This is a genomic window from Streptomyces sp. SID1328, from assembly GCF_009865595.1.
Classification (GTDB): Bacteria; Actinomycetota; Actinomycetes; order Streptomycetales; family Streptomycetaceae; genus Streptomyces; species Streptomyces griseoluteus.
Genome location: NZ_WWKH01000489.1, coordinates 11,747 through 33,780 on the forward strand (window position 1 = coordinate 11,747; position 22,034 = coordinate 33,780).

The 22,034-nt window shown below is 68.4% G+C and carries 15 protein-coding genes and 4 pseudogenes; 8 read left to right on the plus strand and 11 right to left on the minus strand.

From position 1 onward, the window contains the following. The first annotated feature begins 19 nt into the window (after window positions 1-19). From GT030_RS15025 to GT030_RS15040, 4 genes are read left to right on the plus strand one after another with little or no spacing between them, the layout of a single operon-like run. Window positions 20-607 carry a hypothetical protein gene (locus GT030_RS15025; RefSeq protein WP_161201568.1) on the plus strand — a complete coding sequence of 196 codons (588 nt, stop codon included), beginning with the start codon at window positions 20-22 and terminating at the stop codon, window positions 605-607. Continuing rightward, complete coding sequence (locus tag GT030_RS15030) at window positions 604-1,263, plus strand: hypothetical protein (protein WP_161201542.1); 660 nt, start codon at window positions 604-606, stop codon at window positions 1,261-1,263. Before GT030_RS15025 ends, GT030_RS15030 begins: the two co-directional genes overlap by 4 nt. Further along, complete coding sequence (locus tag GT030_RS15035) at window positions 1,263-5,987, plus strand: putative T7SS-secreted protein (RefSeq protein ID WP_161201543.1); 4,725 nt, start codon at window positions 1,263-1,265, stop codon at window positions 5,985-5,987. Before GT030_RS15030 ends, GT030_RS15035 begins: the two co-directional genes overlap by 1 nt. Before the next feature lie 27 nt (window positions 5,988-6,014). Further along, complete coding sequence (locus tag GT030_RS15040; RefSeq protein WP_161201544.1) at window positions 6,015-6,458, plus strand: SMI1/KNR4 family protein; 444 nt, start codon at window positions 6,015-6,017, stop codon at window positions 6,456-6,458. Window positions 6,459-6,620: 162 nt separating this feature from the next. Here the strand turns inward: GT030_RS15040 and GT030_RS36450 are convergent, their stop codons facing one another. After that, window positions 6,621-6,914 (minus strand): hypothetical protein, encoded by a 294-nt coding sequence (locus GT030_RS36450; RefSeq protein ID WP_346009640.1) that lies wholly within the window; start codon window positions 6,912-6,914, stop codon window positions 6,621-6,623. A gap of 26 nt (window positions 6,915-6,940) precedes the next feature. After that, on the minus strand, window positions 6,941-10,252 hold the full coding sequence (locus tag GT030_RS15045; protein ID WP_237522440.1) for a hypothetical protein: 3,312 nt from the start codon (window positions 10,250-10,252) through the stop codon (window positions 6,941-6,943). A gap of 379 nt (window positions 10,253-10,631) precedes the next feature. Here GT030_RS15045 and GT030_RS15050 point away from each other — a divergent pair, with 379 nt between their 5' ends. Continuing rightward, on the plus strand, window positions 10,632-11,216 hold the full coding sequence (locus tag GT030_RS15050; RefSeq protein WP_161201545.1) for a peptidase inhibitor family I36 protein: 585 nt from the start codon (window positions 10,632-10,634) through the stop codon (window positions 11,214-11,216). Between the two features lie 174 nt (window positions 11,217-11,390). Here the strand turns inward: GT030_RS15050 and GT030_RS15055 are convergent. The 9 genes and pseudogenes from GT030_RS15055 to GT030_RS15090 form a co-directional block, all read right to left on the minus strand. Further along, window positions 11,391-12,174 (minus strand): annotated as a pseudogene (locus GT030_RS15055) (IS5 family transposase); the annotation flags it as partial. Window positions 12,175-12,247: 73 nt separating this feature from the next. Then, window positions 12,248-12,829 (minus strand): hypothetical protein, encoded by a 582-nt coding sequence (locus GT030_RS15060; RefSeq protein WP_161201546.1) that lies wholly within the window; start codon window positions 12,827-12,829, stop codon window positions 12,248-12,250. 786 nt (window positions 12,830-13,615) lie between these two features. Beyond that, window positions 13,616-13,738, minus strand: a complete 123-nt coding sequence (locus GT030_RS37135; RefSeq protein ID WP_272920694.1) for a hypothetical protein — start codon at window positions 13,736-13,738, stop codon at window positions 13,616-13,618. A gap of 879 nt (window positions 13,739-14,617) precedes the next feature. Further along, window positions 14,618-15,406, minus strand: coding sequence for a hypothetical protein (locus tag GT030_RS15065; RefSeq protein ID WP_346009641.1), 789 nt, complete (start codon window positions 15,404-15,406; stop codon window positions 14,618-14,620). A 506-nt stretch (window positions 15,407-15,912) separates the two neighbouring features. After that, window positions 15,913-16,656, minus strand: coding sequence for an alpha/beta fold hydrolase (locus tag GT030_RS15070; protein ID WP_161201547.1), 744 nt, complete (start codon window positions 16,654-16,656; stop codon window positions 15,913-15,915). Between the two features lie 104 nt (window positions 16,657-16,760). After that, window positions 16,761-17,504: pseudogene (locus tag GT030_RS15075) on the minus strand (ATP-binding SpoIIE family protein phosphatase); the annotation flags it as partial. 123 nt (window positions 17,505-17,627) lie between these two features. Next, window positions 17,628-17,942: a hypothetical protein gene (locus GT030_RS15080; RefSeq protein ID WP_161201549.1), complete on the minus strand. Its 315-nt coding sequence runs from the start codon at window positions 17,940-17,942 to the stop codon at window positions 17,628-17,630. A 607-nt stretch (window positions 17,943-18,549) separates the two neighbouring features. Further along, a complete protein-coding gene (gene tnpB, locus GT030_RS15085) occupies window positions 18,550-20,148 on the minus strand; it encodes an IS607 family element RNA-guided endonuclease TnpB (RefSeq protein WP_346009647.1) in 1,599 nt (532 codons plus the stop codon). A 96-nt stretch (window positions 20,149-20,244) separates the two neighbouring features. Further along, window positions 20,245-20,499, minus strand: a pseudogene (locus GT030_RS15090) (DUF721 domain-containing protein); the annotation flags it as partial. Between the two features lie 213 nt (window positions 20,500-20,712). Here GT030_RS15090 and GT030_RS36455 point away from each other — a divergent pair. From GT030_RS36455 to GT030_RS37140, 3 genes and pseudogenes are all read left to right on the plus strand, one after another. Further along, window positions 20,713-21,026: pseudogene (locus tag GT030_RS36455) on the plus strand (IS5/IS1182 family transposase); the annotation flags it as partial. Window positions 21,027-21,341: 315 nt separating this feature from the next. Continuing rightward, window positions 21,342-21,740: a nuclear transport factor 2 family protein gene (locus GT030_RS15095; protein ID WP_161201551.1), complete on the plus strand. Its 399-nt coding sequence runs from the start codon at window positions 21,342-21,344 to the stop codon at window positions 21,738-21,740. 26 nt (window positions 21,741-21,766) lie between these two features. Then, complete coding sequence (locus GT030_RS37140; RefSeq protein WP_272920695.1) at window positions 21,767-21,898, plus strand: hypothetical protein; 132 nt, start codon at window positions 21,767-21,769, stop codon at window positions 21,896-21,898. Window positions 21,899-22,034 lie beyond the last annotated feature (136 nt).

Below are 22,034 nucleotides of genomic sequence, written 5' to 3' on the forward strand. Positions count from 1 at the left end.
GGTTGTGATGATGGGCTGCATGTCTGAGTACGGGGGTACGGTCGACGGGCCGCAACGGATTCCACGGTCCCGCATCGCTGACTACGCGGAGATGACGACGTCGCCAACCGCTCGGGAGGCGCAGGCGTCTTCACGAGAGCATGACGTCGAAGACGGAGGACGTGGCGAACGGCCGCCGGCACACGGTCAAGAGTCCGATCGTGAAGCTCCTGGGGTTGAGGCGCGCAGACGGGAGTTCGCCGCTCTGCTCGGTGAGTTCCGCCGCACCCCGGTGCTGGTGCCGCTCGGCGATGGTCCGGGCCCGGAGGGTGAACGGGGCCTGCTGACCGCCGATCTGGGCGGCATCCGTTTCATTCTGGCCTTCTCCGACGAGCAGGCGCTGGCCCGTTACGCGGTGGCACGCGGCCAGGCAGACCGCGAGTGGACGTACCAGACCGTCCTCGGCGCGCGCCTGCTGGACGTAGCCGTCCCCGCCGCCGGAGTCCCCTGCGGGGTGGCCCTGGACTGCGCGGACGGCGAGGAAGGGATGGTCTTCCCGCCGGTGCGCGGCATCGTGCCGGACGAGGCGGCGCTGGACTTCGACGCGGACAGGGGGGACACGAAGTGACCGACGGCGGCAAGGACCTGAAGACCGAGGGACTCGCACTGATCGCCACGGGCCTGACCGAGGCGCCGGGCGAGTTGAGGGAGCTGGGCATGGTGGGCGAGGCGGGGGCCGGGCGCGGCTTCGGTGACATCGCCCTGTCCGGTCTGGAACTCGGCCCCGAAGGGCTGACGGGTGAGTGCACGTCGTTCTGCGAGCGCTGGGAGTGGGGGGTCCGGTCGCTGATCAACGAGGGCAACGGATGCGCCGAGAAGACGGTTCTGTCCGCGGGCACGTACGACGAGACCGACAAGTACGTCGAAAGCACCTTCAAGGTTGTCACTAACGCAGCCATCGGCAATCCGTATGCCTCCGAGGAGGAGGTGGAGAAGACGGGCGGGGGCGACCTCGCCAAGTCCGGTGTGTACGGCGGCAACGTGGACTACAGCAAGGAGTCCTTCGACCAGGCCATGGACAACAGCGGGCAGGCCTGGACGGACACGGGACGAGACGTCATGACCTCCCACACCATCGGACCTGTGCCCGGCCTGAACCCGGAGGACCTGCACGGCGCGTTTGGGATGTCGGACGACGAGTACAACCAGTACCTGGACGACACCTTCGGGCCCTCTCCCGAGGAACGAGCCGAAGCGACTGAGCAACAGGGTGGTCAGGGCTGATGGGACTCGGAGACCTGACCAACACCGTTTTGGGCGGCGCGGAGAACCTCTACGACAAGGGCAAGAAAAAGCTCGGCGAGGCTGTCGACTACGGCACCGACAAGCTGGGCGGGGCCCTGGACCACGCCGGTCTGCACGACTGGGCGGACGGGGTGGAGGACTGGGGCGACGAGGTCGCCTCCGACCTGGGCGCCACTCCCGGAGAGCAGCAGCTGGGCCAGAGCGAGGACGCCAATGAACTCGTCCATGGCAACCCGGACAAGATCCGCGAGAGTGCCAAGCACCTGCGGGACTTCCACGGTGCGTTCGACAAGGTGAGTTCGGGACTGAAGAAGGTCGACTCCTCCGGCTGGCAAGGCGAGGGCGGCGACGCCTTCCGGGAGAAGTTCGGCGTCCATCCCACCAAATGGGCACAGGCCGCTGAGGCCTGCGCATCGGCGGCGGGAGCACTGGAGTCGTACGCGGACACCGTCAACTGGGCGCAGGGACAGGCCAAGGAGGCCATCGAGCTCTACAAGAAGGCTGTAAAGGCAGCCCAGGACGCGGCCGACACCTACCAGACCAAGGCCGAAGCCTACAACGCCAAACTACGGGCAGATGAGGACCCCGGACCTAAGCCCGAGCCGGACCACAATGCCGGCAAAGCCGACGCCAAGGCCGCTGTCGACAAGCTCCGCGAGGCCCGCAAGCAGCGCAACACGGCCGCGTCCGAGGCCCAGGGCAAGGTCAAGGCAGCCCTCGCGCACGCCCCGGCCGAGCCCCCACCGCTGGAACGCCTGCGCAACGACTTCACGGACGGCTACCAAGCCGCCAACACCGAACTCACCCACGTCGTGGGCGGCGCTCTCAAGGGCACCGCGGGCCTGCTCAACTTCGCCCGTGGCCTGAACCCCACCGACCCGTACAACCTCACTCACCCGGCTGCCTACCTGCAGAACGTCAACATGACGCTCGCCGGGCTGGTCTCCACGGCCTCGCATCCCGAACGGACGGTCCAGGCTGCCGTCGACGGCTTCAAGAAGGACCCCTCCGAGTTTCTCGGCCGCCTCATCCCGGAACTCGTCGGCACCAAGGGAGCGGGGCTCGCACGGGGCGGCTTGCGGCTCGCGCTGAAGGAGGGAGTCGAAACAGGCGCCGAGAACGCCCTGCGCCGGGAAGCCCGCCAAGCAGCCGAACAGAGTCCCCACGCCACATCCCGGCAGCCCTCAGAGATGACCTGCGAAGAGGACCCGGTCGATGTCGCCACCGGCAGCGTGCTGCTCTCCCAAACGGACATCAGCCTGCCGGCCGGACTACCGCTCGTCTTCACGCGCGAGTTTGCCTCCACCTACCGCTCGGGACGGTGGTTCGGTCCCACCTGGTCCTCGACGATCGACCAGCGCCTGGAGATCGACGCCGAGGGCGTTGTCTTCGTCGGTGAAGCCGGACTGCTGCTGACCTACCCTCACCCCGCCCCGGGCGTTCCGACCCTGCCTCGGCACGGCAGCGCGCGGTGGTCATTGGATCGCGCCGATGACGGCTACCTGATCACCGACCCCGACAACGGCCGCCGACTGCACTTCGCCGACGCCGGCAACGACATTGCGCTACTGGAACAGATCGACGACCGCAACGGCAACTGGATCCAGTTCGACTACGACGAGCAGGGAGCCCCCCGTTCCCTTACACACAGCTGCGGCTACCTCCTCCGCCTCACCTCCTCGGACGGGCGCATCCGCACACTCACCCTGGCCGGCGCCGCACAAGACGGCAGTGACCAGGAACTGGTCCGCTACCACTACTCCACCGACGGACACCTGACCGACGTCATCAACTCCAGCGGCCGGCCGACACGGTTCGGCTACGACGAGCACGGACGGATCGTGTCCTGGACGGACACCAACGGCCGCACCTTCGCCTACACCTACGATCAGCACAACCGCTGCACCTACCAGGCCGGAGAAGCCGGACACCAACGCTCGGTCTTCACCTACAGCTCCGCGGACGACCCATCCGGGCAACACACGACAACGATCACCGACTCGTTCGGCCACGACACACGCTTCGTCATGAACGAACGTGACCAGGTGATCGCCCGAATCGACCCCCTGGGCAACGTCACCCGCTTCGTACGCGACCGCCACAACCGCCTGCGCCAGCACACCGACCCGCTCGGCCACACCATGACCCTCGAGTACGACGCAGCCGGCCAGCTCACCACCGTGACCCGCCCCGACGGACGTGCGGCACGCGCCGAGTACAACCCCCTCGGCCTGCCCGTGAAGGTGATCAACCCGGACGGCACGATCATCCGGCGAACCTATGACGAACGCGGCAACTGCACATCGGAGACCAGCCCCGCAGGGCAGACCACCCACTACGCCTTCGACGGGGCCGGACGCCTCACTGCGGTCACCGACCCGATGGGCAACACCACCACCATCGACACCAACCCCGCCGGCCTGCCCGTTGCCGTGACAGATCCACTGGGCTCCGTGACCCGCTACCAGCACGACGCATTCGGGCGTATCACCGCTGTCACTGACCCGGTGGGAGCCGTGGCAGCGATGGAATGGACACCCCAAGGCCACCTAGCCCGCTACACCGCCCCCGACGGCACCGCAGAGTCCTGGACCTACGACGGCGAAGGCAACTGCACCAGCCACACCGACCCCCTGGGCGGCGTCTCACACTACGAGTACACGCACTTCGACCTGCTCCTGGCACGCACCGGACCGGACGGCAGCCGCTATGAGTTCCTCCACGACACGGAACTCCGCCTGACCGGCGTCGTCAACCCGCAGGGCCTGACCTGGAGATACGAGTACGACGCCGCGGGCAATCTGGCAGCCGAGACAGACTTCGACGGCCGACGCCTCGCCTACACCCACGACGCCGCGGGCAACCTGCAATCGCGGACCGACGCGCTGGGACAGGTCATCCGTTACCAACGGAACTTCCTAGGCCAGGTCACCCGCAAGGACCTCCAGGGCCACATCACCGAGTACGCCTACGACCTCACCGACCAACTGGCCCAGGCAACCAGCCCCGACTGCACCCTGACCCTGCTGCGCGACCGCTTCGGCCTCCTCCACTCCGAAACCGTCAACGGACGCACCGTCTCCTACAGCTACGACCAATGGGGACGACTGAGCAGCCGCACCACACCGACTGGCGCCGTCACCACCTGGCACTACGACGCAACCGGGCTCCCGGCCCAGATGATCGCCGCAGGCCGCACCGTCGAATTCACCTACGACGCCGCAGGCCGCGAACTCTCCCGCCGCATCGGCAACAACCTGCACTGGTCAAACCAGTGGGACCGCGCCGGACGGCTCACAGCCCAAACCATCGCTACAGACAGCCGACCCCAGCCGATCCAGCAGCGCGGCTACTCCTACCGCGCCGACGGCAACCTCACCCACATCGACGACCCCTCCACCGGCCCACGCCACATCACCCTGGACTCCGCCGGTCGCGTCACCGCCATCCAAGCCGCCAACTGGAACGAGACCTACGCCTACGACGAAGCAGGCAACCAGGCCTTCGCCTCCTGGCCAGCCAGCCACCCCGGACACGAGGCCACCGGCACCCGCTCCTACACCGGCACCCGCCTCAACGAAGCCGGCACCGTCCGATACCAGCACGACACCCTGGGCCGCGTCACCCTGCGGCAAAAGACCCGCCTGTCCCGCAAGCCCGACACCTGGCGCTACGAATGGGACACCGAAGACCGCCTGACCTCGGTGATCACCCCCGACGGCAGCCGCTGGAACTACACCTACGACCCCCTCGGCCGCCGCACCAGCAAATACCGTCTCGCCACCGACGGCGAAACAGTCATCGAACGCACCGACTTCACCTGGGACGGCACCACCCTGTGCGAACAGACCACCGTCTTAGCACAAGCCCCGAACCCGGTCACCCTCACCTGGGACCACCACGGGCACCACCCGATCACCCAAACAGAACGAATCATCAGCGCCGATGCCTCCCAGCGCGAAATCGACGCCCGCTTCTTCGCCATCATCACCGACCTCGTCGGCACCCCCAGCGCACTCGTCGACGAACGCGGAGACATCGCCTGGCAGACGCGACGCACGCTGTGGGGAGCAACAGCATGGACCGCCGACAGCACGGCTTACACACCCCTGCGCTTCCCGGGCCAATACTTCGATCCGGAGACCGGCCTCCACTACAACCACTTCCGGCACTACGACCCCGAAAGCGCCCGCTACCTCACCCTGGACCCACTCGGCCTCGCACCCGCCCCCAACCCCGCCTCCTACGTCCCCAACCCGCACCTGTGGGCCGACCCCCTAGGCCTCACCCCCTGCAAGTCGGCAGCACAAAACGCCAAGGACAACCAAACCACCCCCCTCGGCAAGGACATACCCAAACGAGAAGAAGCATCCGTCGGCAGCACCACCAACCACAAATACAAACAGACATTCTTCAACGAACACCCAGAACTCAAAGGCAAAGTAGTCGTCCACCATGCCATCGAACAACAAGTCCTGAAACGCTATCCGGGCCTGTTCAAGGCGGACGAAATACACTCCCTCGAGAATCTGCGCGGCATCCCCAAGGGTGACATAAACAGCAGAATCCACCTGAGTGAAATACGTGTCTCCTGGAACGAGTTCTACAGAACTCACCCCACCGCCACGCGGCAGCAGATCCTTGATCACGTCACCAAAGTCGATGATATGCTGGGGAACTGGTTCAGTCCCCGCATCAGGTAATTCCGCCAGTATTGGAGAAAAGGTCTCATGTGGCGAGAGCTCGCCTCAGAATTTCCCGACGCCGACGCGGAGCTGCAGGACCCCGCAGCTCCCGACGCCCTCGCCGCGATCGAGGAACAGCTCGGCCAGCCGCTCCCCGCTCCTCTGCGGGAACTCCTGACGGAGACCGACGGGATCGAAGCCGATTATGGGACCGAGGTGGTCTGGACCGCTGAGAAGATCCTGGAAGAAAACCTGTCATTTCGTAGCAACGAGCAATTCCGCAACCTATACATGCCGTTCGACCCCCTCATGTTCTTCGGAGACAACGGCGGCGGCGATCAGTTCGCCTTTGTGCGTACACCGGCCCGAGATGAAATCTTCGTCTGGGACCACGAGACAGACAGTCGCACCTGGATCGCACCAAGCCTGGAGACCTACCTGCGCAGCACGCTCGCCAGCAACGGTGAAGACTGGTACCGCACCACGTGATCAACTTCTGCGGTTTGCGTGCCATGCCTGGTGGACCAGGCCCTCAGTCGCTCTCCACTCGAACTGGCTGATCACTGGCCCGCCCTGGATGTGGTTTCTCGCCATCCGGTGCTCCGTTGACGGTTTCGGAGTGGAGGAGGCCGAAGCGGTCGCGCAGCAGGGTCACTCGTTGAGGTAACTGGCCCGTTCCTCCTGGGTCAGTTCACGGGTGATGCCGTCCCGGGAACGCCGCAGGACCTCGTCAATCGGTTCGCAGGGCAGGCATGTCCAGACGCGTACGGTGCCGTCGTCGTGCGAGCTGACGAACCGATTGCCGGGCAGGACGTTCGTGTTCTCTACAGAGGCACCGAATCCGTGCAGGACCACGGGCGGGCTGTTGTCAGTGGTGCTCCAGATCCGGGTGGTCGCGTCGTTGCCGCTGGTCACCACCCGACGGCCGTCGGAACCGAACGACACACTCCACACAACTCCCTGATGTCCGTTCAGTACCCGCGGTCGGCCTGGCTTAGTGAGATCCCACAGCCTGGCCGATCCGTCGTTGCCGCCGCTGACGAGGTGCCGTCGGGGCTGAACGCCACCGTCCATACCAGGCCTTTGTGACCACGGAGGACCTTCAGATCCTTGCCGGTGGCGGGGTCCAGGACGTGGATGGTGCCGTCCAGGCCGGCCGCGGCCACGCGTCGCCCGTCGGGGCTATAGGCGACGTACCGCACTTTGTCCTGGCCGGTGTCGACCACCAAGGGTTCCGCGCCCGGAGTGGTGTGCCAGATCTGTACGGTGCCGTCGCTGCCGCCGGTGACCAGCCGGCGTCCGTCGGGGCTGAACTCCGCGTTCCACACCGGCCCGTGGTGGCCGCGCAGTACGACGGGTTTCGTCGCGTTGTCCACCGGCCAGACCCGTGTGGTCCCGTCGTCGCCGGTTCCGGCCACCCGGCGGCCGTCCGGGCTGAATGCCACCCCGAGGACCTCGCCGTCGTGCCCGCGCAGCACGGTCGGCGGGGCGGTGCTCCCGGTCCGCCAGACGCGCACGGTCCTGTCGGCGCCGGCGCTGGCGAGCCAACGGCCGTCCCGGCTGGGCACCGTCGCCCACACCGGTCCGTCGTGACCGGTCAGGACGCTGTCGCTGCCCGTCGGGGCCGCATCCCAGATCCGTACGGTGCCGTCCTCGCTGGCGCTCACCAGGCGCCGTCCGTCGGCGGCGAACGCGACCGCGGTCACGGTGCCGCGATGCCCGCGCAGGATCAGCGGTGCGGCGCGGTGATGCACGTTCCAGATCCGTACGGTGCCGTCGTTGCCCGTGCTGGCGACCCGGGCGCCGTCCCGGCTGAAGCCGATGCCCTCTGCCGTGCCGTCGTGGCTGCCGAGCACGACCGACTCGGCGGGGGCGTCGGGGTCCCACAGGCGCGCGGTCCCGTCGGTGCTCGCGGTGGCTATGCGCTGTCCGTCGGGGCTGAAGGCGACCGCCTCCACGGAATTGCTGTGCCCGCGCAGCACCACGGTCGTCCGCCGATTCCCGACGTCCCAGACGCGTACCGTTCCGTCTCCGCCGCTGCTGGCGAGGCGGCGTCCGTCGGGGCTGAACGAGACGCCGAGCGCCCGCCCCTCGTGGCCGCGCAGCACGGCCGGTTCGCCTCTCCCCGTGGCGTTCCAGATCCGTACGGTGCCATCGTCACCGGCGCTGGCGACGCTGCGGCCGTCCGGGCTGAACGTGGCGCTCCACACCCGTGCCGTGTGCCCTCGCAGGATCACCGGCTCGGCGCCGCTTGCCCACTTCCATACCGAGACGGTGCCGTCCTCGCCGGCTGCCGTGATCCGGGTGCCGTCCGGGCTGAACACCGGCGTCCACACCTCGCCGTCGCGGCCGCGCAGCACCACTGGGTCTCGCAGCGTCGTGCCGTACCGCCACACCCGTATCGCGCCGTCGCCGCCGCTGGTGGCGAGGTACCGGCCGTCCGGACTGAACGAGACCCCGAGAACCTGCCCGTCGTGGCTGGCGAGCACAGCCCTCACCCGTGACTCGAACACGGCTTGGCGCAGTGCCGCCTCGGTCTCGTCGGTCGCACTGGTCCGGTAGGCACTGGTAGCCAGCAACAGGCCCAGCTCAGGGTCGAGCTCGGCCTGGCCACGCGCGCTCGCCACGAGTTGCCGCGATAACGCGAGCGCCTGCCCGGCCTCCGCCCGCCGGGCCTGTACAAACGCGACGCCCGCGAGGACGGCCAGTGCGACCACCGCCGCCATGAGCCCACTCACGGTCAGCCGCACACGGCGCCTCACCGCCGACCGCTCGGCCTGTGCGCGGTCGCGGCTCGCCGTCAGGAACTCGCGTTCGAGATCATTGAGCTGGCCGGTGTCCCGGTCGTCCCAGTCGGCCAGCCGTACTCCGCGGTAGAGCACCCCGTCGTCCCTGCCGTGCTCCGCCCACTCCCCGGCCGTATTGGTCAAACGCCGGTGTGCGCGCAATTGTTCGCGGCTGGTTTCGATCCACATACGCAGTCGCGGCCATGCAGTGATCAGGGCTTCGTGGGCGAGGTCAACGGTGTCGTCATCGAGGGTGACCAGGCGGGCGCGGGCCAGTCGTTCCAGAACCAGCGCAGCATCCCCGCGGGTGCTTGCGACCAGTTCGGTGCGGAGAGCCGGGCGACGTGTGTCCTGGGCTCCTTCACCGGGGGTGATGAGCCGCAGCAGCAGATCGCGGGCGACAGCGGCCTGTTCAGGAGAAAGTTGAGTGTAGAGACGCTCTGCGGTTCGGGCGATGGCACCGCTCACCCCGCCGACGGCATCGTACGCGGCCTCAGTGAGTGCTCTTCCTCTGCGTCTTCGCCAGGTCTCCAGCAGGGCGTGCGACATCAGAGGCAGGCCGCCGGACTCATCGGCGACGTCCCCGATGATGCGGGCGGTCAGGGCGCGTTCCAGGGTCAGTCCGGTGGCTGCGGCCGGTTTGACGATGGCGTCGCGCAGTTCGTCCCGGTTCATCGCAGTGACCAGCAGGTTGGCGTCGCGCAGTGCGACGGCCAGGGCGTGGTGTTCGGCGCAGCGGCCGTAGAAGTCGGCGCGGACCGCGATCAGCACCTTTAATCGGCTTGCCGGTAGGAGGGTGGCGAGCAGGAGGTCGATGAAGCGGGTACGTTCCGCTGGATCCTGGCAGAGGGTGTAGACCTCCTCGAACTGGTCGACGATCACCAACGTATCCGTGCCGCCGTCGCCGGGTCTGCTCGCGTCGAGGAGAGAGACGAGGGCGCGTGCGGGGTGGTCGCCGGGCGTCAGAATCTGGATCACGGCCGGCCGCAAGCCGGGCTCCTGGGAGTGCTGGAGGGTGGGGATCAGGCCCGCACGCAGCAGGGAGGACTTGCCGCAGCCGGACGGGCCGAACACCGCGGCGAACCGCCGGCGCCGCAGCAGATCCAGCAGGTCGGCAGTGAGCCGGTCCCGGCCGAAGAAAAGTCCGCTGTCGCCCGGCTCGAACCGGGCCAGCCCCCGATAGGGCGCATCCGCACCCTCACCGCCCTCCTCCTCCGCGCCGACCGCGGCGGCGTCATCCACGACCTGTTTCCACCGGGCTTCCCACTCGATCGCATCGCCCCCGCATGCCGACACGTAGGCCAAGGTCACCGCCAGCGTGGGCAGCTGCCCGCCCGCCGCCGCCTGCGACAGGGTCGTGGCCGAGTAGCCGGCCCGCTCGGCCATCGCCCGATACGTCATCCCGCCCACCTCCGTCCGCAGTTTGCGCCACTCGAACTCGAACCGCTGCACCGGACCCGCCCCCGGATCCACCGGCACCTCACGACGCCCCGCCATACCCGTCCCCTCGCCACCCATCCACACGAGACACCTCACCTTTGCACCCCCCCAACCCGGCCCGAAATGTCACACCCGGCCATTGATTGGCCGCCGGAACAGCCCTGCCAACCAATAAGCCAGCCGCTGAGATCGGTTGGTGAGCGGTACCGAGGGATGGGGCTGCTGCTGTGGAGGCGGTCATGCCTACGGTTCCACAGCGGAACAACAGATCCGGCCCTGACTGCATGCACCTGGCCGCGCCCCACGCGGCCTTGTGAACTCTGCTGTCTCGCCGTTCAGCCCTGGGAAGTCAGGGCCGGCCGCATCAGTCGCCGGAGGCTGTCTGCCGGCGCCCAAAGCTGCTCATGAAGCGAAACCCACCGACGGAGGAAATCCCATGAAGTTCCGATCCCAGATCACGAAGCGCGTCTCAGTCCTGCTGTGTGTCATGGCGCTGGCAGCCGGAGCCGGCAGCGCGGCCGCGGCCGCCACGGACCGGACCACGCAGTCGGCCGAGTCGAAGTACGCGGCGCAGGCGAAAGCGGCGGGCCTTTCGAGCAGGCAGGCAGCCCAGCTGCAGGACCGGGTGGACGCCAAGCTGGCGGACATCAAGGTTCCGGCGGAACAGGTGGGCTACAACGAGATCCGGGCGAAGGACGGCAGCGCGATCGTCACGGTGTCCGTGCCCGGCGTGGCCGACACCAGCTGCACCTACGAGTGGCTGTGCCTGTGGACCGGGCCCAACTGGACCGGCAGCAAGGTGTCGTTCACCAAATGTCAGGACTACGACCTGAACGACTACAGCTTCAACAACGACACCCTCACCTCGTACAAGAACAATCAGACCACCGGCACGGTGGCTCGGTTCTACAACTGGGAGGGCCGCAAGGTGTACAAGTTCGGCAGCACGGCGTACCACACGGAGGACAGCCTCGCGAACACCCCCTGGGACAACATGATCGACATAGTCGACGTCTGCTGAGCTCTTGCCGGTAGCCCGATCATCTGAGCAGCCGCTGCTGTATCGCCCGTGGTGGGCGTGAGTTCAAGGGTGTCGGCTCGGTCGGGTGATCTTCGGGTCGGCCGCGTATGGGAGGGGGCCTCCTGCACAGCTCGTGGGTGTCGAATCCATATAGAGCAACAGGAGGCCCCTGGTGCTGCAGGCGAGTTGGAGCAGGCCCAGGTGGAGGTCGGCGCGTATCTCGTAGCGGATCCGCAGTCGCTGGAACTGGTGAGCCAGGCGAAGGTCCGCTTGACCACCCAGCGGGTCTTGCCGAGGCCGGAGCCGTGTGCGACGCGGCGACGGGTGAACTTCGGGGTGATACTGCGGCGGCGGAGGATGCGCCGGTACTTGTCGTAGTCGTAGTCGTAGCCGCGGTCGGCGAAGAGTCTGCGGGGGCGTCGGCGGGGCCTGCCGCGCAGGCCGCGGACGGGCGGGATCGCGTCCAGGAGCGGCAGGAGCTGGGTGACGTCGTGGCGGTTGCCGCCGCTCAGCATGATAGCGAGCGGGGTGCCGTGCCGGTCGACGATCAGGTGATGCTCTACCCGGCCTGCCCCGATCGACCGGCGAAGGGCCAACGTGAGCCCCCTTTCAATGCCCTGACGTGAGAACCGTCAATCGCGGCGTCGTCCATGTCCAGCAGGCCGGCCTCTCGCAGCTCGGCCAGCAGTACCTCATGCAAACGGGGCCAGACACCGACCTCAGTCCAGTCCCGGAGCCGGCGCCAGGCGGTCACCCCTGAACAACCGACGACCCGGATGGGCACATCGCGCCAGGCCACTCCTTTGCGCAGCACATAGACGATGCCGGCCAGTGCGATGCGGTCCGATACCGGTAGTCGTCCGGGGTGACGATGGCGTCGGGCAGGCCGGGCTGGCAGAAGCGGAGCTATGCGCTCCCAGAAATCGTCGGGACCAAGGTCGGCAGACGCATCGGAGATTCTGCCCGACACATTGTCAAATATTGCCCGAGGCGCTGGTGTCGATCCGGCCGAGGGCAGCGGTCGGCCGGGTTCAGCGCCAGCCACCATGGCGGGGCTCCAGGTGCTCGCGGAACAGGGGGTCGAATGCCTGCCCGTCCTCGTCGGTCACGACGTAGTCCGGTTCGGTCTTCGAGGCGGCTGCTTGCAACCGGATGACGAGGTCAGTGACAGGCAGGATGCGCAGCGACAGGGCTGCGGCCACCTGGGCAGCTTCGTTGTCGATGTCCGGGTTGTACTTGTCACGGGTCCGTTCAAGATGCTGAGCGGAGATCTGCATGACCTCCACATCGCCACCGCCCGAGAACGAGAGGCAGTCGTGCCACTCCAGCCCGATGATGATCTCCAACGCGTCCGCCAGGTCATCGGCGAGCAGCCCGCCTTCCCCTTCGGAACTCGCGAACACCACCGGCCGGCGACCGTTCTGCTCAGTACACAGGAAGTACGCCCCACCGGCGGACTCCCCGGCGATCACCTCCAGGGGCGCACCCGAGGCAAGCCTCAAACCCTGGCCATAGTGCTTCCGCTGGATATCGAAGCCGAACGATGACCGCAGCAGTAGATCGATCTCCGGGGTGTTCTGGATCAGGTCGAGCAGACGATCACTTGAGATCACGGCATGGACGATAGCGAGTGACGCTGACACGTCAGCGCCAGGGCGAACAGCATGCCCGTGTCCGGCGGTGGCGCGCCCCCGTGAATGGCGGACTCCACATCCCCTACGGATGTCAGACCACACCTGCACCTGAGCCATCACAAGTCATTCTGAAACGATCAGTAAAGCCAGTACCGGCGGCTGAGCAGGCAGCACCAGAGCCTGAGTCTGCAGCGGGCCAAGCCGCAAAAACGCGCCGACCAGGTTCGCCACGCCGTTGTTGGGCTGCGACAGAGCCCGCAGTCCCGGTCGATGAGGCTGCGCACCTGGCCCCCTGCAACCGGTTCTCCGGGCTACGGCGTGCAGCGGCTCGGCTCCAGGTCACTTCGCCGGTGTCTAGGTCAGGACGCCAGGAGGCCGGTGTGCGCGCGGCGACCAACCGGTCCAGCAACTCGGCTGTCTGCTGGGGGGAGTGGCCGCACAGTCGGCTGAGCACATCCATCTCCACGGTGTGCGCGGGGCCGGGGGACAGGTGTGCTGCGAGGGTGAGCGTGACCAGCCGCATCGCAGGGGACGTGTCGCGGCGAAGGCTCAGCGGGTAGGGGCTGAGCGCCCAGTCGCCGGCGCGGCGGCGCGCGACGCGGCTGGGGGCCTGGTCCTGAACCGCGGGGTCGAGTACCTGCACCTCAACGGGCGCCGACCGCAGGTCCGGCGGTCGCAGCCAGTTCTCCTGGACGAGTTCGTCCCACACTTGCGGTTTGAGGGCAGGGCCCTCGCCTCGGCGGCGAGGGCTCCGGTGGTGGCGGACTACTCGGGGCACTCCGCGGGCTGGCCGGGGACGTCGACGTGCTTGACGTTCTTCGGCTGCTCGCCGGGGCGCGGCGGGTCGTAGGTGATGGTGCGGCCGCAGCGGCACACGGTAGTGATCACGATGATGCCCTTCCTGATGGAAGACAGTTGTCACCCGTTAGGGCAGCACACCCGGACCGGACAGGACGGCTCTACAACCTTGCTTGGAGTGTCGCGTCCATCGTGCCGTCAGGGGTGGTTCAGCACCGCGCCCACGAGCCATACGAGCGCCAAGATCAGAACAATGCCGATCGGCCCCGGGCCTCGGTCTCCGCGCCTGTCGCTGCCGCCCCCCCCATGTAGGACACGGTCTTAACGCACCGCTTCGCCACTCGGACCACGGGCGCTCTTCGATGGTGCTGTCTGAGCCGTGGTGCCGTTCGTAGCGTAGAAGCGTCGTCTGTGTCCGGGCTGTCTCGTCGCGTTGCTCGGCACGACAGATACCCGGAGCTCGGCACCGTCGGGGGCGGCGGCGGGCGCACCCGACCGATCTGTTCGGCGGGGGTCGGTGCGGGAGTGAACAGCGGCACCAGGACAGTGCTGCCCTCAACCAGGTGAGTACGGTGCCGCGCAGAGCCGTGAGCGCGGGGGCCTCATAGGGGAGCAGGGTGAGGTGGGCCCGGCGAGAAAGATCACCCGGTAGCAGCGGAGCAGGTTTAAGCCTCCATACGCTGATGTAACACAGTGAAACGCCATAGCCAGCGCGTGCAACGAAACCCTCCCTGCCCGGGTCGGGACGTCCGCGCGGTTCGAAGAATCAGCGGCTGGTCACCCCCCTGACGTGGGACGCGTCGCCACCGGCCAGGCATACAGTCGCCCTACCCACCACCAGGTGGGAACCAAACCACAGCGCGTTGGATAGACCACAAGCTCAGCAGCCCCGGCCGGTGTCGGTCCCGGCAGGGGCTGTCGATGGGCGTGGCCGCGAAGGGGCAGCACCCGTGTCCGTGCTGGGCCGGCTTAGTTGGCGCGGAGAGTCCTGACCCCGCCGGCCTCGAAGTCGTAGATGTTCCGGTTGATCCGCAGGCCGTCGATGGCACCGGCCCACAAGTTGTCGCGGCCCTTGCCCACGGCGGCGGTGTAGATGGTCGGTGTTTGGCCGCCGTCGTTGAGGGCGGTCTTCAGCTGGGTGAAGGTGCAAGGGGTGCTCTGGTTGCAGCCGGTCGCGGTGCCCGCCGCACCCGTGAGGAACCACGTGCCGGTGGTGGTGGCGTCCAGGTAGGGACTCCAGCGGTCGGTCACCGGGGAGGCCGGCGGCAGCCACACCATCGAGGAGTAGGTGGCGGCGGGGGCCGCGGTGAGGTGCGGGTTGATCTCGAACCGGATGTTGGGCATGTTCCCGGGACCGCCGTGAGATGTGTTCTCCGCGGTCTGGAAGACGTGAAACCCGATCTTGGTCAGCCCCAGTACCGGGTTGCCGTAGAAGTCGACCTCGTTGCCGAAATCGACCTTCTCACTGGGCGGCGTGAGCGAGGTGGAGTTGTCCGCCACCTCGATGCCGAGGCTGCCCGTTCCGTACGGCGGCCTGGCCGAGGGGCCCGTGACACCGAAGGAACCGAACGGGCCGTTCCTCAGGGCTGCGACGGGCGAGCCGATCGTGTTGCGGGTGATCACGCCCCAGTGATCCGAGCCGCCCTGGGCTGTACCGGTGGCGGACCACGCCGATCCCGGCACGGCCGAGACAGCGATCGCGGCCAGCGTCGTGGCACCCAGCGCCATCTTCCGCTTCACGCCAGACAGAGGCTTCACGTCTTGCTCCTTCATCGGGGGTGGTCGAAGCGCAGGACAGGCACCGGAGCCGGGCCCTGCGTACCGCACGCCACGTAAACACTCCCCGTAGTGGCACGTGCCGCGACCCGCTTGGCATATGCCTTTGGTTAATCCTTACGGTGTAACGAGAAGGCAGGGTCCCGACATCGACTCCACGGCGTGTCCGCGCACAGCCCTGACCATGACGTGCTTGCGTGGGACGGGTCGAGTGGCGCGGCGCCGGCGTCGACGTCTGGGCGTAGCCGCCCCGGTCGGACTCTGCAACACCCGGGTGAGGAAGGTGAGTTCGGGGACGGGTTCGACCTCCAGGCGGGCCAGGGCGTCGGTGCGCCATTCGCGGAAGCTCCCTGCGCCTCCCGGACGGCCGGTCCGGGAGGCGCGGCGAGACGCCCTGCGGGTCTCCTGGCCCCTGGCTGCCCGCGTACGTGGCGCCGCCCTGTCCCTGCCCCGGCCCGGGCTGACGGGGTGGCCCTGCGGGGGTCGGGTCAGGCTTCGTACAGGCCGACGCCCTCGCCCACTGCCGCGCGCAGCAGGACGCCGGCCAGCTCCACCGGGGTGGACAGCATCGGGTAGTGGCCCGTGTCCAGTTCGAAGTAGGTGACGTCGGGGTCGGCGAGCTTGGCGAAACGGGGCAGGCCCGTGCCGTGCAGCTGGCGCGCGAACTCCACGCTGAGGCCGTTCGAGCGGCAGAACACCCCCGTGGTCGGGAGCTTCAGCCAGGCGCCCGTCAGCTCGACGGGATCCGTGACGGTCCGGACCGGTTGCGGGGTGGCCAGACGGTGATAGCGCTCCAGCTCCGCCGGCGGGACGGCGTGCACGGCCGGGATCTCCTCGGGCACCGGGATCACCCCGTCGACGGCCTGCTCCACCAGGCCGAGCTGCGGCATCTGCGCCACCAGCGACTCGCCGGGCTCGGGGAAGCCGGTGTCGAGGAACACCACCCGGGCGACCTGTCCGGGCCGCCGGTCGGCCGCCCCGAGCGCGGGGAAGATGCCATAGCTGTGCGCCACCAGGACCGTCCCCGGCCCCTCCGCGTCCAGCAGCGTCGTCACGGCGTCGGTGTGCTCGCCGAGCCCGATGCCGGCCGGGTCCTCCTCGGCCGCCCGCTCGGCCGTGCCGGGCAGGGTGACCGGCAGCGCCCGGTGTCCTCGCGCGGTCAGCTCGGCGGCCACCGCCTCCCAGGCCCAGCCGCCCATGAAAAGTCCCGGTACCAGCAGAAACGTCGTCATGACTGACCTCTTTCGCAATGTCGCCCGTACGGTCGGTCAGGACGGTAGGTTCTCCCCCTGGGGGAGATTCCAGTCGCCTCGGGTGCCGTGGAGGCCGGACGTGCTCAGGAGGGCGGCAGGGGCTGCTCCGTCCAGACGGTCTTGCCGGCGTGCGTGTACCGGGTGCCCCAACGCTCCGTGAGCTGCGCGACCAGGAAGAGCCCGCGCCCGCCCTCGTCCGTGCTGAGCGCCCTGCGCAGGTGCGGAGAGGTGTGGCTGGTGTCGGACACCTCGCAGATCAGGGACTGGGTACGGATCAGGCGCAGGGTGACCGGGCCGTCCCCGTAGCGGTAGGCGTTGGTGACGAGCTCGCTGGCGACCAGTTCGGTGGTGAAGGCCATCTCCGACAGCCCCCACTCGGCGAGTTTCGCCGTGGTCAGCTCCCTCGCGCGGGATGCGGCGGTCGCTTCCAGGGGCAGCTGCCAGCCGGCCACGTTCTCCGGCGGCAGGACGCGGGTGCGGGCCATGAGCAGGGCGATGTCGTCGGTGGGGCGGCGGTCCGTGGGCACCAGGGAGTCGATCACGCCGTCGCAGATGCCCTCCAACGGAGCTGCGGTCCGGGCGAGACCCTCCTGAAGATCCTCCAGCGAGGCGTCGATGTCGCCGTCGCGCGCTTCCAGGAGGCCGTTGGTGTAGAGCGTGAGCAGGCTGCCCTCGGGCAGGTCGAGGCTGTACGTCTCGAACGGCAGTCCGCCCAGGCCGAGCGGCGGACCGGCGGGCAGGTCGAGCACGCTGACCTCGCCGTCCGGAGTGGACACCAGCGGCGCCGGGTGGCCGGCACGGGCCAGGGCGCAGTTCCGCGAGACCGGCCTACGGACCTCCGCCCTGACGGGGCGCGCGCGCTCAGTGGCGCTGATGCGCAGCTCCGTCATACGACGACGGGCCGCCGGGGCGGAACTCCACCCGGCGGCCCGTTGGCGTCTCCAGACCGGCTACCGGCCGCCGATCGACCGGATGACTGTCGCCGCGTCCCGGTCGCCGTGCAGGGACACGTCCGTCGCGAGGATGGCCAGCTTCCCGGCCATGCCCATCAGCATGCTCGGCAGGATGCACTCCGGATCTGAGCCCGCCGCGGCGATCCGGGCGAAGGACCGCTCCAGCTCGCTGGAGAACTCCGCCTCCAGGGCGGCGCCTTGCTCCTGGGGAGTCCGCGCCTCGGGGATGGTGAGGTGCTCCATGCTGCGGTCGGCCATGAGGCAGGCCAGGCGGACACACTCCTCATCGAGGACGGCCATGTCGACGTACACGCGGGACTCCTTCACCGGTAGGTCAGGACTCCTGCATACCGGACGACACCGACAGCGAGCCGCGAAGAGACCCCAGGGAAGAAGGCCTTCGACGCCATGGTGCCGCCGAAGGGCCGTGGCCGGACCGCACCAAGCAGCAGCCCGTGACATCCGCCGCCTGCTCGCCGGCGCACGGCAGGGCATCCGCTACGGCGGTCACCGACATTCAAAAGGTCCTCCTCGACATCCGGATGTCTATTTCGAAGAGCGCCACCCTTCGCCACCCCGAAACCGAGAGAGCGCCACCTTCGCCAGCCCGTGATCGACAGTTTTGTCCGTGTCAAACGGCGGCAAGTTGAGGCCGTCTCGTGGATGGTGAGATTCAAGTCGCGGCTACGCGCGACTCGTACCGGGCGTCTACCGGCACCCGATGCTTCTCCTGCGGGTCGGCGATGACCTCGCTGAGGCGGCCCCGTTCGGCGGGTGACAGTCAGCCGTCGAGTAGTCCGAGCGCGGAGTCCGGCCGGCAGTCGGGACAGCCGGTGACGCCGTCCAATCGCGTCGTCGGTCAACTGTCACCCCGGTCGCTCCTCACGCGTACGGGTCAGACCCTGCGTGGCCAGCGACTCTATGAGCGCTGTGCCGTTTCGTGTCTGATGTCGTTGAGGGTGAAGAGCGTCAGCGGATCGCTCCGCTGAGGTGGCACCGGCCCGGGTTGGCCGGTGTCTTCCCGTTTCATCGCCTCCCGCCGCCCGGCCCGTGGTACGGGGGCTCCGCGGGCGTTTTGTGTCTCCCCTTTACCAGGGGCGACAGGTCGGTCGGCAGGAACGGCGTGGGCCGCGATGTTGCGTGCGGCGTTGAGGTCCCGGTCGATTGTGAGGGTGCAGTTGGTGCAGTGGAACGTTCTGTCCGCAAGCGTGAGGCGTGGGTTTTGCCACCCGCAGGCGGAGCAGATCTTGCTGGAGGGCCACCAGCGGTTCAGGACCGCGAGGGTGGAGCCGTACCAGCAGGTCTTGTAGGTGAGCTGGCGGCGCAGTTCGCCGGGCGCGACGTCGAGGATGGCCCGGTTGAGGCCGGCTTTCTGACGGACGCGTCGGCCGGGCTTGTCGCGGGTGCCGCGGGCGGTGCGGGTCATCCCGGCGACGTTGAGGTCCTCGATGGCGATTTCGGCGAAGCGGGTGGCGAGCTGCTTGGTCAGCGTGTGCAGGACGGTGTTGCGCCGCACGGCGACCTCATGGTGGATGCGTGCCACACGGCGCCGGGCCTTATCCCGCCGTGCTGAGCCCTTCTGGGTGCGGGCGAGCGCGCGCTGTGCCTTGGTGAGTCGTTGTTCGGCCTTGCGGACGTGGCGTGGGTTGGGGAGGAACGCCGTGGCCGCATCGTCGGGTTCGAGGGGCTGGGAGAGTACGGCCAGGTGCTTCACGCCGAGGTCAACGCCGACGCGGCCGTGCTGCCGCTGACGGCGGGTGGGCTGCTCGGGCAGCTCGGTGGTGACCTTGCACAGGACGGAGGCGTACCAGCGGTGCCCGGTTCGGGAGACGGTCACCGACTGCACCACGGCCTCACCGCGTCTGATCAGGCGGCCCATGCGCTTCGCGGACTCGTGCAGCCGGACAGAGCCGATCCGCGGGAGCAACAGCCGTCGGTAGCTTTCCAGCCGGATCGACGGTCGCTTCACGTCGTGGTGGAGCCGGAATGCTTCCCGCGCGCGGCCCTTCTTCTTGAACCGTGGGTAGCCCACCCGGCGGCCGGCCCGGGCCCCGCGCAGGGAGTCCAGCCAGTTCTTCCAGGCCCGGTCGGCATCGATGAACGCGGACTGAAACGCGTAGGTGTTGACCTCGTGCCACCACGGGCACGGACGCTCGGGCCCGTACGCGCCTTCCGGCAGGCCACCGATGCGGGAGTCGCCCTTGATCTGGTTCAGGTGCTTCTGGATCTGCGGCTTCGACCACGCCGCAACCCGCACCTTCTTACGGGCTTCCGCCTCCGGGATCCCTTGGTCCACAAGCGTCTGGACCTCGCGCTGCCACTGCTGGTGCGCGGCCACCTTCATCCCGAGCGCGTGGTTGAACGCCCACCGCGCCGCACCCGCATGCCGGGTCAACGCCTCCACCTGCACGGGGGTGGGGTCCAACGCGAACTGGAACGCCCGGAGGATTTCCTGCCGCACTCGCCCACCCCCTAACTCACCTGGACTGCATCTGGGTTGGATCGTAGAGGGCACCACCGACAATGCGACCGACCTACGATTTCACGCCGTGCGCTGCGCTACCGGAGGCTGCACGGTTACTGATTCGCAGTCGGCCCTCTGAGCTCGTTCGGCTCAGGCCCGGCGCAGCGCGGCGGCGTGGGAGGCGTGGGCCTGGCGGCGGCGCGCGGTGCGGGCCTGCTCGATCGGGGCCGGCGCATCGTCCGGAACGGTGCCGGGCTCGGGGAACGCACAGCGGGACAGCTCCCGCATCGCAGCAGTCTGCCGCTCCACCGCCTCCGCGATGTGCGGATCCACCCGCGACGGCGGCGCCCCCTCCTGGCGCCCGGCGAGCGCGCGGCGGTAGCCGTCCGAGGCGGTCTCCCGGGTACTCGGCGGCCCCGGCGGGCGCGACCGCGGTCAACGACGCACCCCCGGCCGGCACAACAGCAGCCGGACCCGTATCAGCCCCACCCGCCGAAACCCCCAGAACCGACATACGGCGCAGCCCACCCGACCCCGCCGGCCCCTCACCTAGGAACAGCGAAAGCCAAGAGAGCCGGCAACCAACCTGCTAGCCGCCGGCCGCTCGTTGGTTCGGTCCTGGGCGGCGGGGATCTGACGAATCCCGAGCGGTCCTTACCGGAGCTGCCCCGGCCACCCCCGGGGGTGGCCGGGGCAGCGGTTAAACGACCACCGCGCCCTGGCCCACGAGATCCTGACCCGGATCCGGATCCGATGTCCCGTAGTGTGACCTGCCGGAACACTACGACTCGCGGAAGACCGCCGATGAGCGGCATCGCCGCCGGCCAGCTGACGGAACCCGGGACCCGACCCCGCAACCAGTCCAAGCCAAGACCCAGGCCGACCTGGCAGGGCAGAACAACTGGCCGATGGTGAACAGCGACTCAACCTCCCCGACCGGATCCAGGCCCCCGCCCCCCGAACCAGCGGCCCCGAAGTCGACCCCACCACAGCGGCCCGCGCCGACAACTGGACAGGACGACGGCCGCTCCACGAGCGCACACGGCGGGGCACTCTGTCCTCAGGGCCGAACCCGGAAACGGACACAACCATCCCCGACGGCCGGCCAACCGCATTCACGGCGAGCGGCCGGACAACAGGGCCACATGGGCACGCGCTCTTTTGTTCGCGCCGGTTTCCGATCACCTGCGCCTGCGGCACCGCAGAAACGGCATGATGATCCGGCCGACCAAGCAATCGGGGGGATCATGATCACTCGCGCCGCCAACGCAGCACTCGCAGTCGCCGCGCTCTCGCTCACCGCCTGCTCCAGCCCCGGTCACCCCGCGGGCGAGGGCTCGGATGCCGACAAGCTGACCAAGACCGTGCAGGCGTACAACGATGCGTACTTCGCCGGGGACGCCGAGACGGCCTACGCGGTCCTGTCGAAGCGCTGCCATGAGGAAATGGCCCCGGACTTGTACGCGGCGATCATGCAGCACGTGCACGAGGAGTACGGCTCCGGCCATCCGGCGCAGAACGTGAAACCGCGGATAGGCGGTGACCTGGCCCAGGTCACCTACACCGTGCAAGGTCTGCCCCAGCTGGACCAGCACAGTCAGCCATGGGCACGCGAAGACGGCGCCTGGAAGTACGACGCCTGCTGACGCGCGCCACACGCAGATCCACCACCGTGGCCGGTACTGGGGCTGCGGGATACGACCTGGACGGGGTCCAGGCAACCGACACCCGTCTCGACCATCCGGCCAGCGTGGCCGTGGACGCCTCCGGCAACTTCTACATCGCCGAGGGAGTGGGTCGGTGACTACGAAATAGTGGGCGCTGACCCAACCCTGGCGGCGGCGCTGTGCCCGGGTCGCCTCGATCGAGGCTGGCGCATCGTCTGCGACGACGTCCGGCTCGGGGAACGTGCGGCGGCTCAGTTCCCGCATGACGGCGCT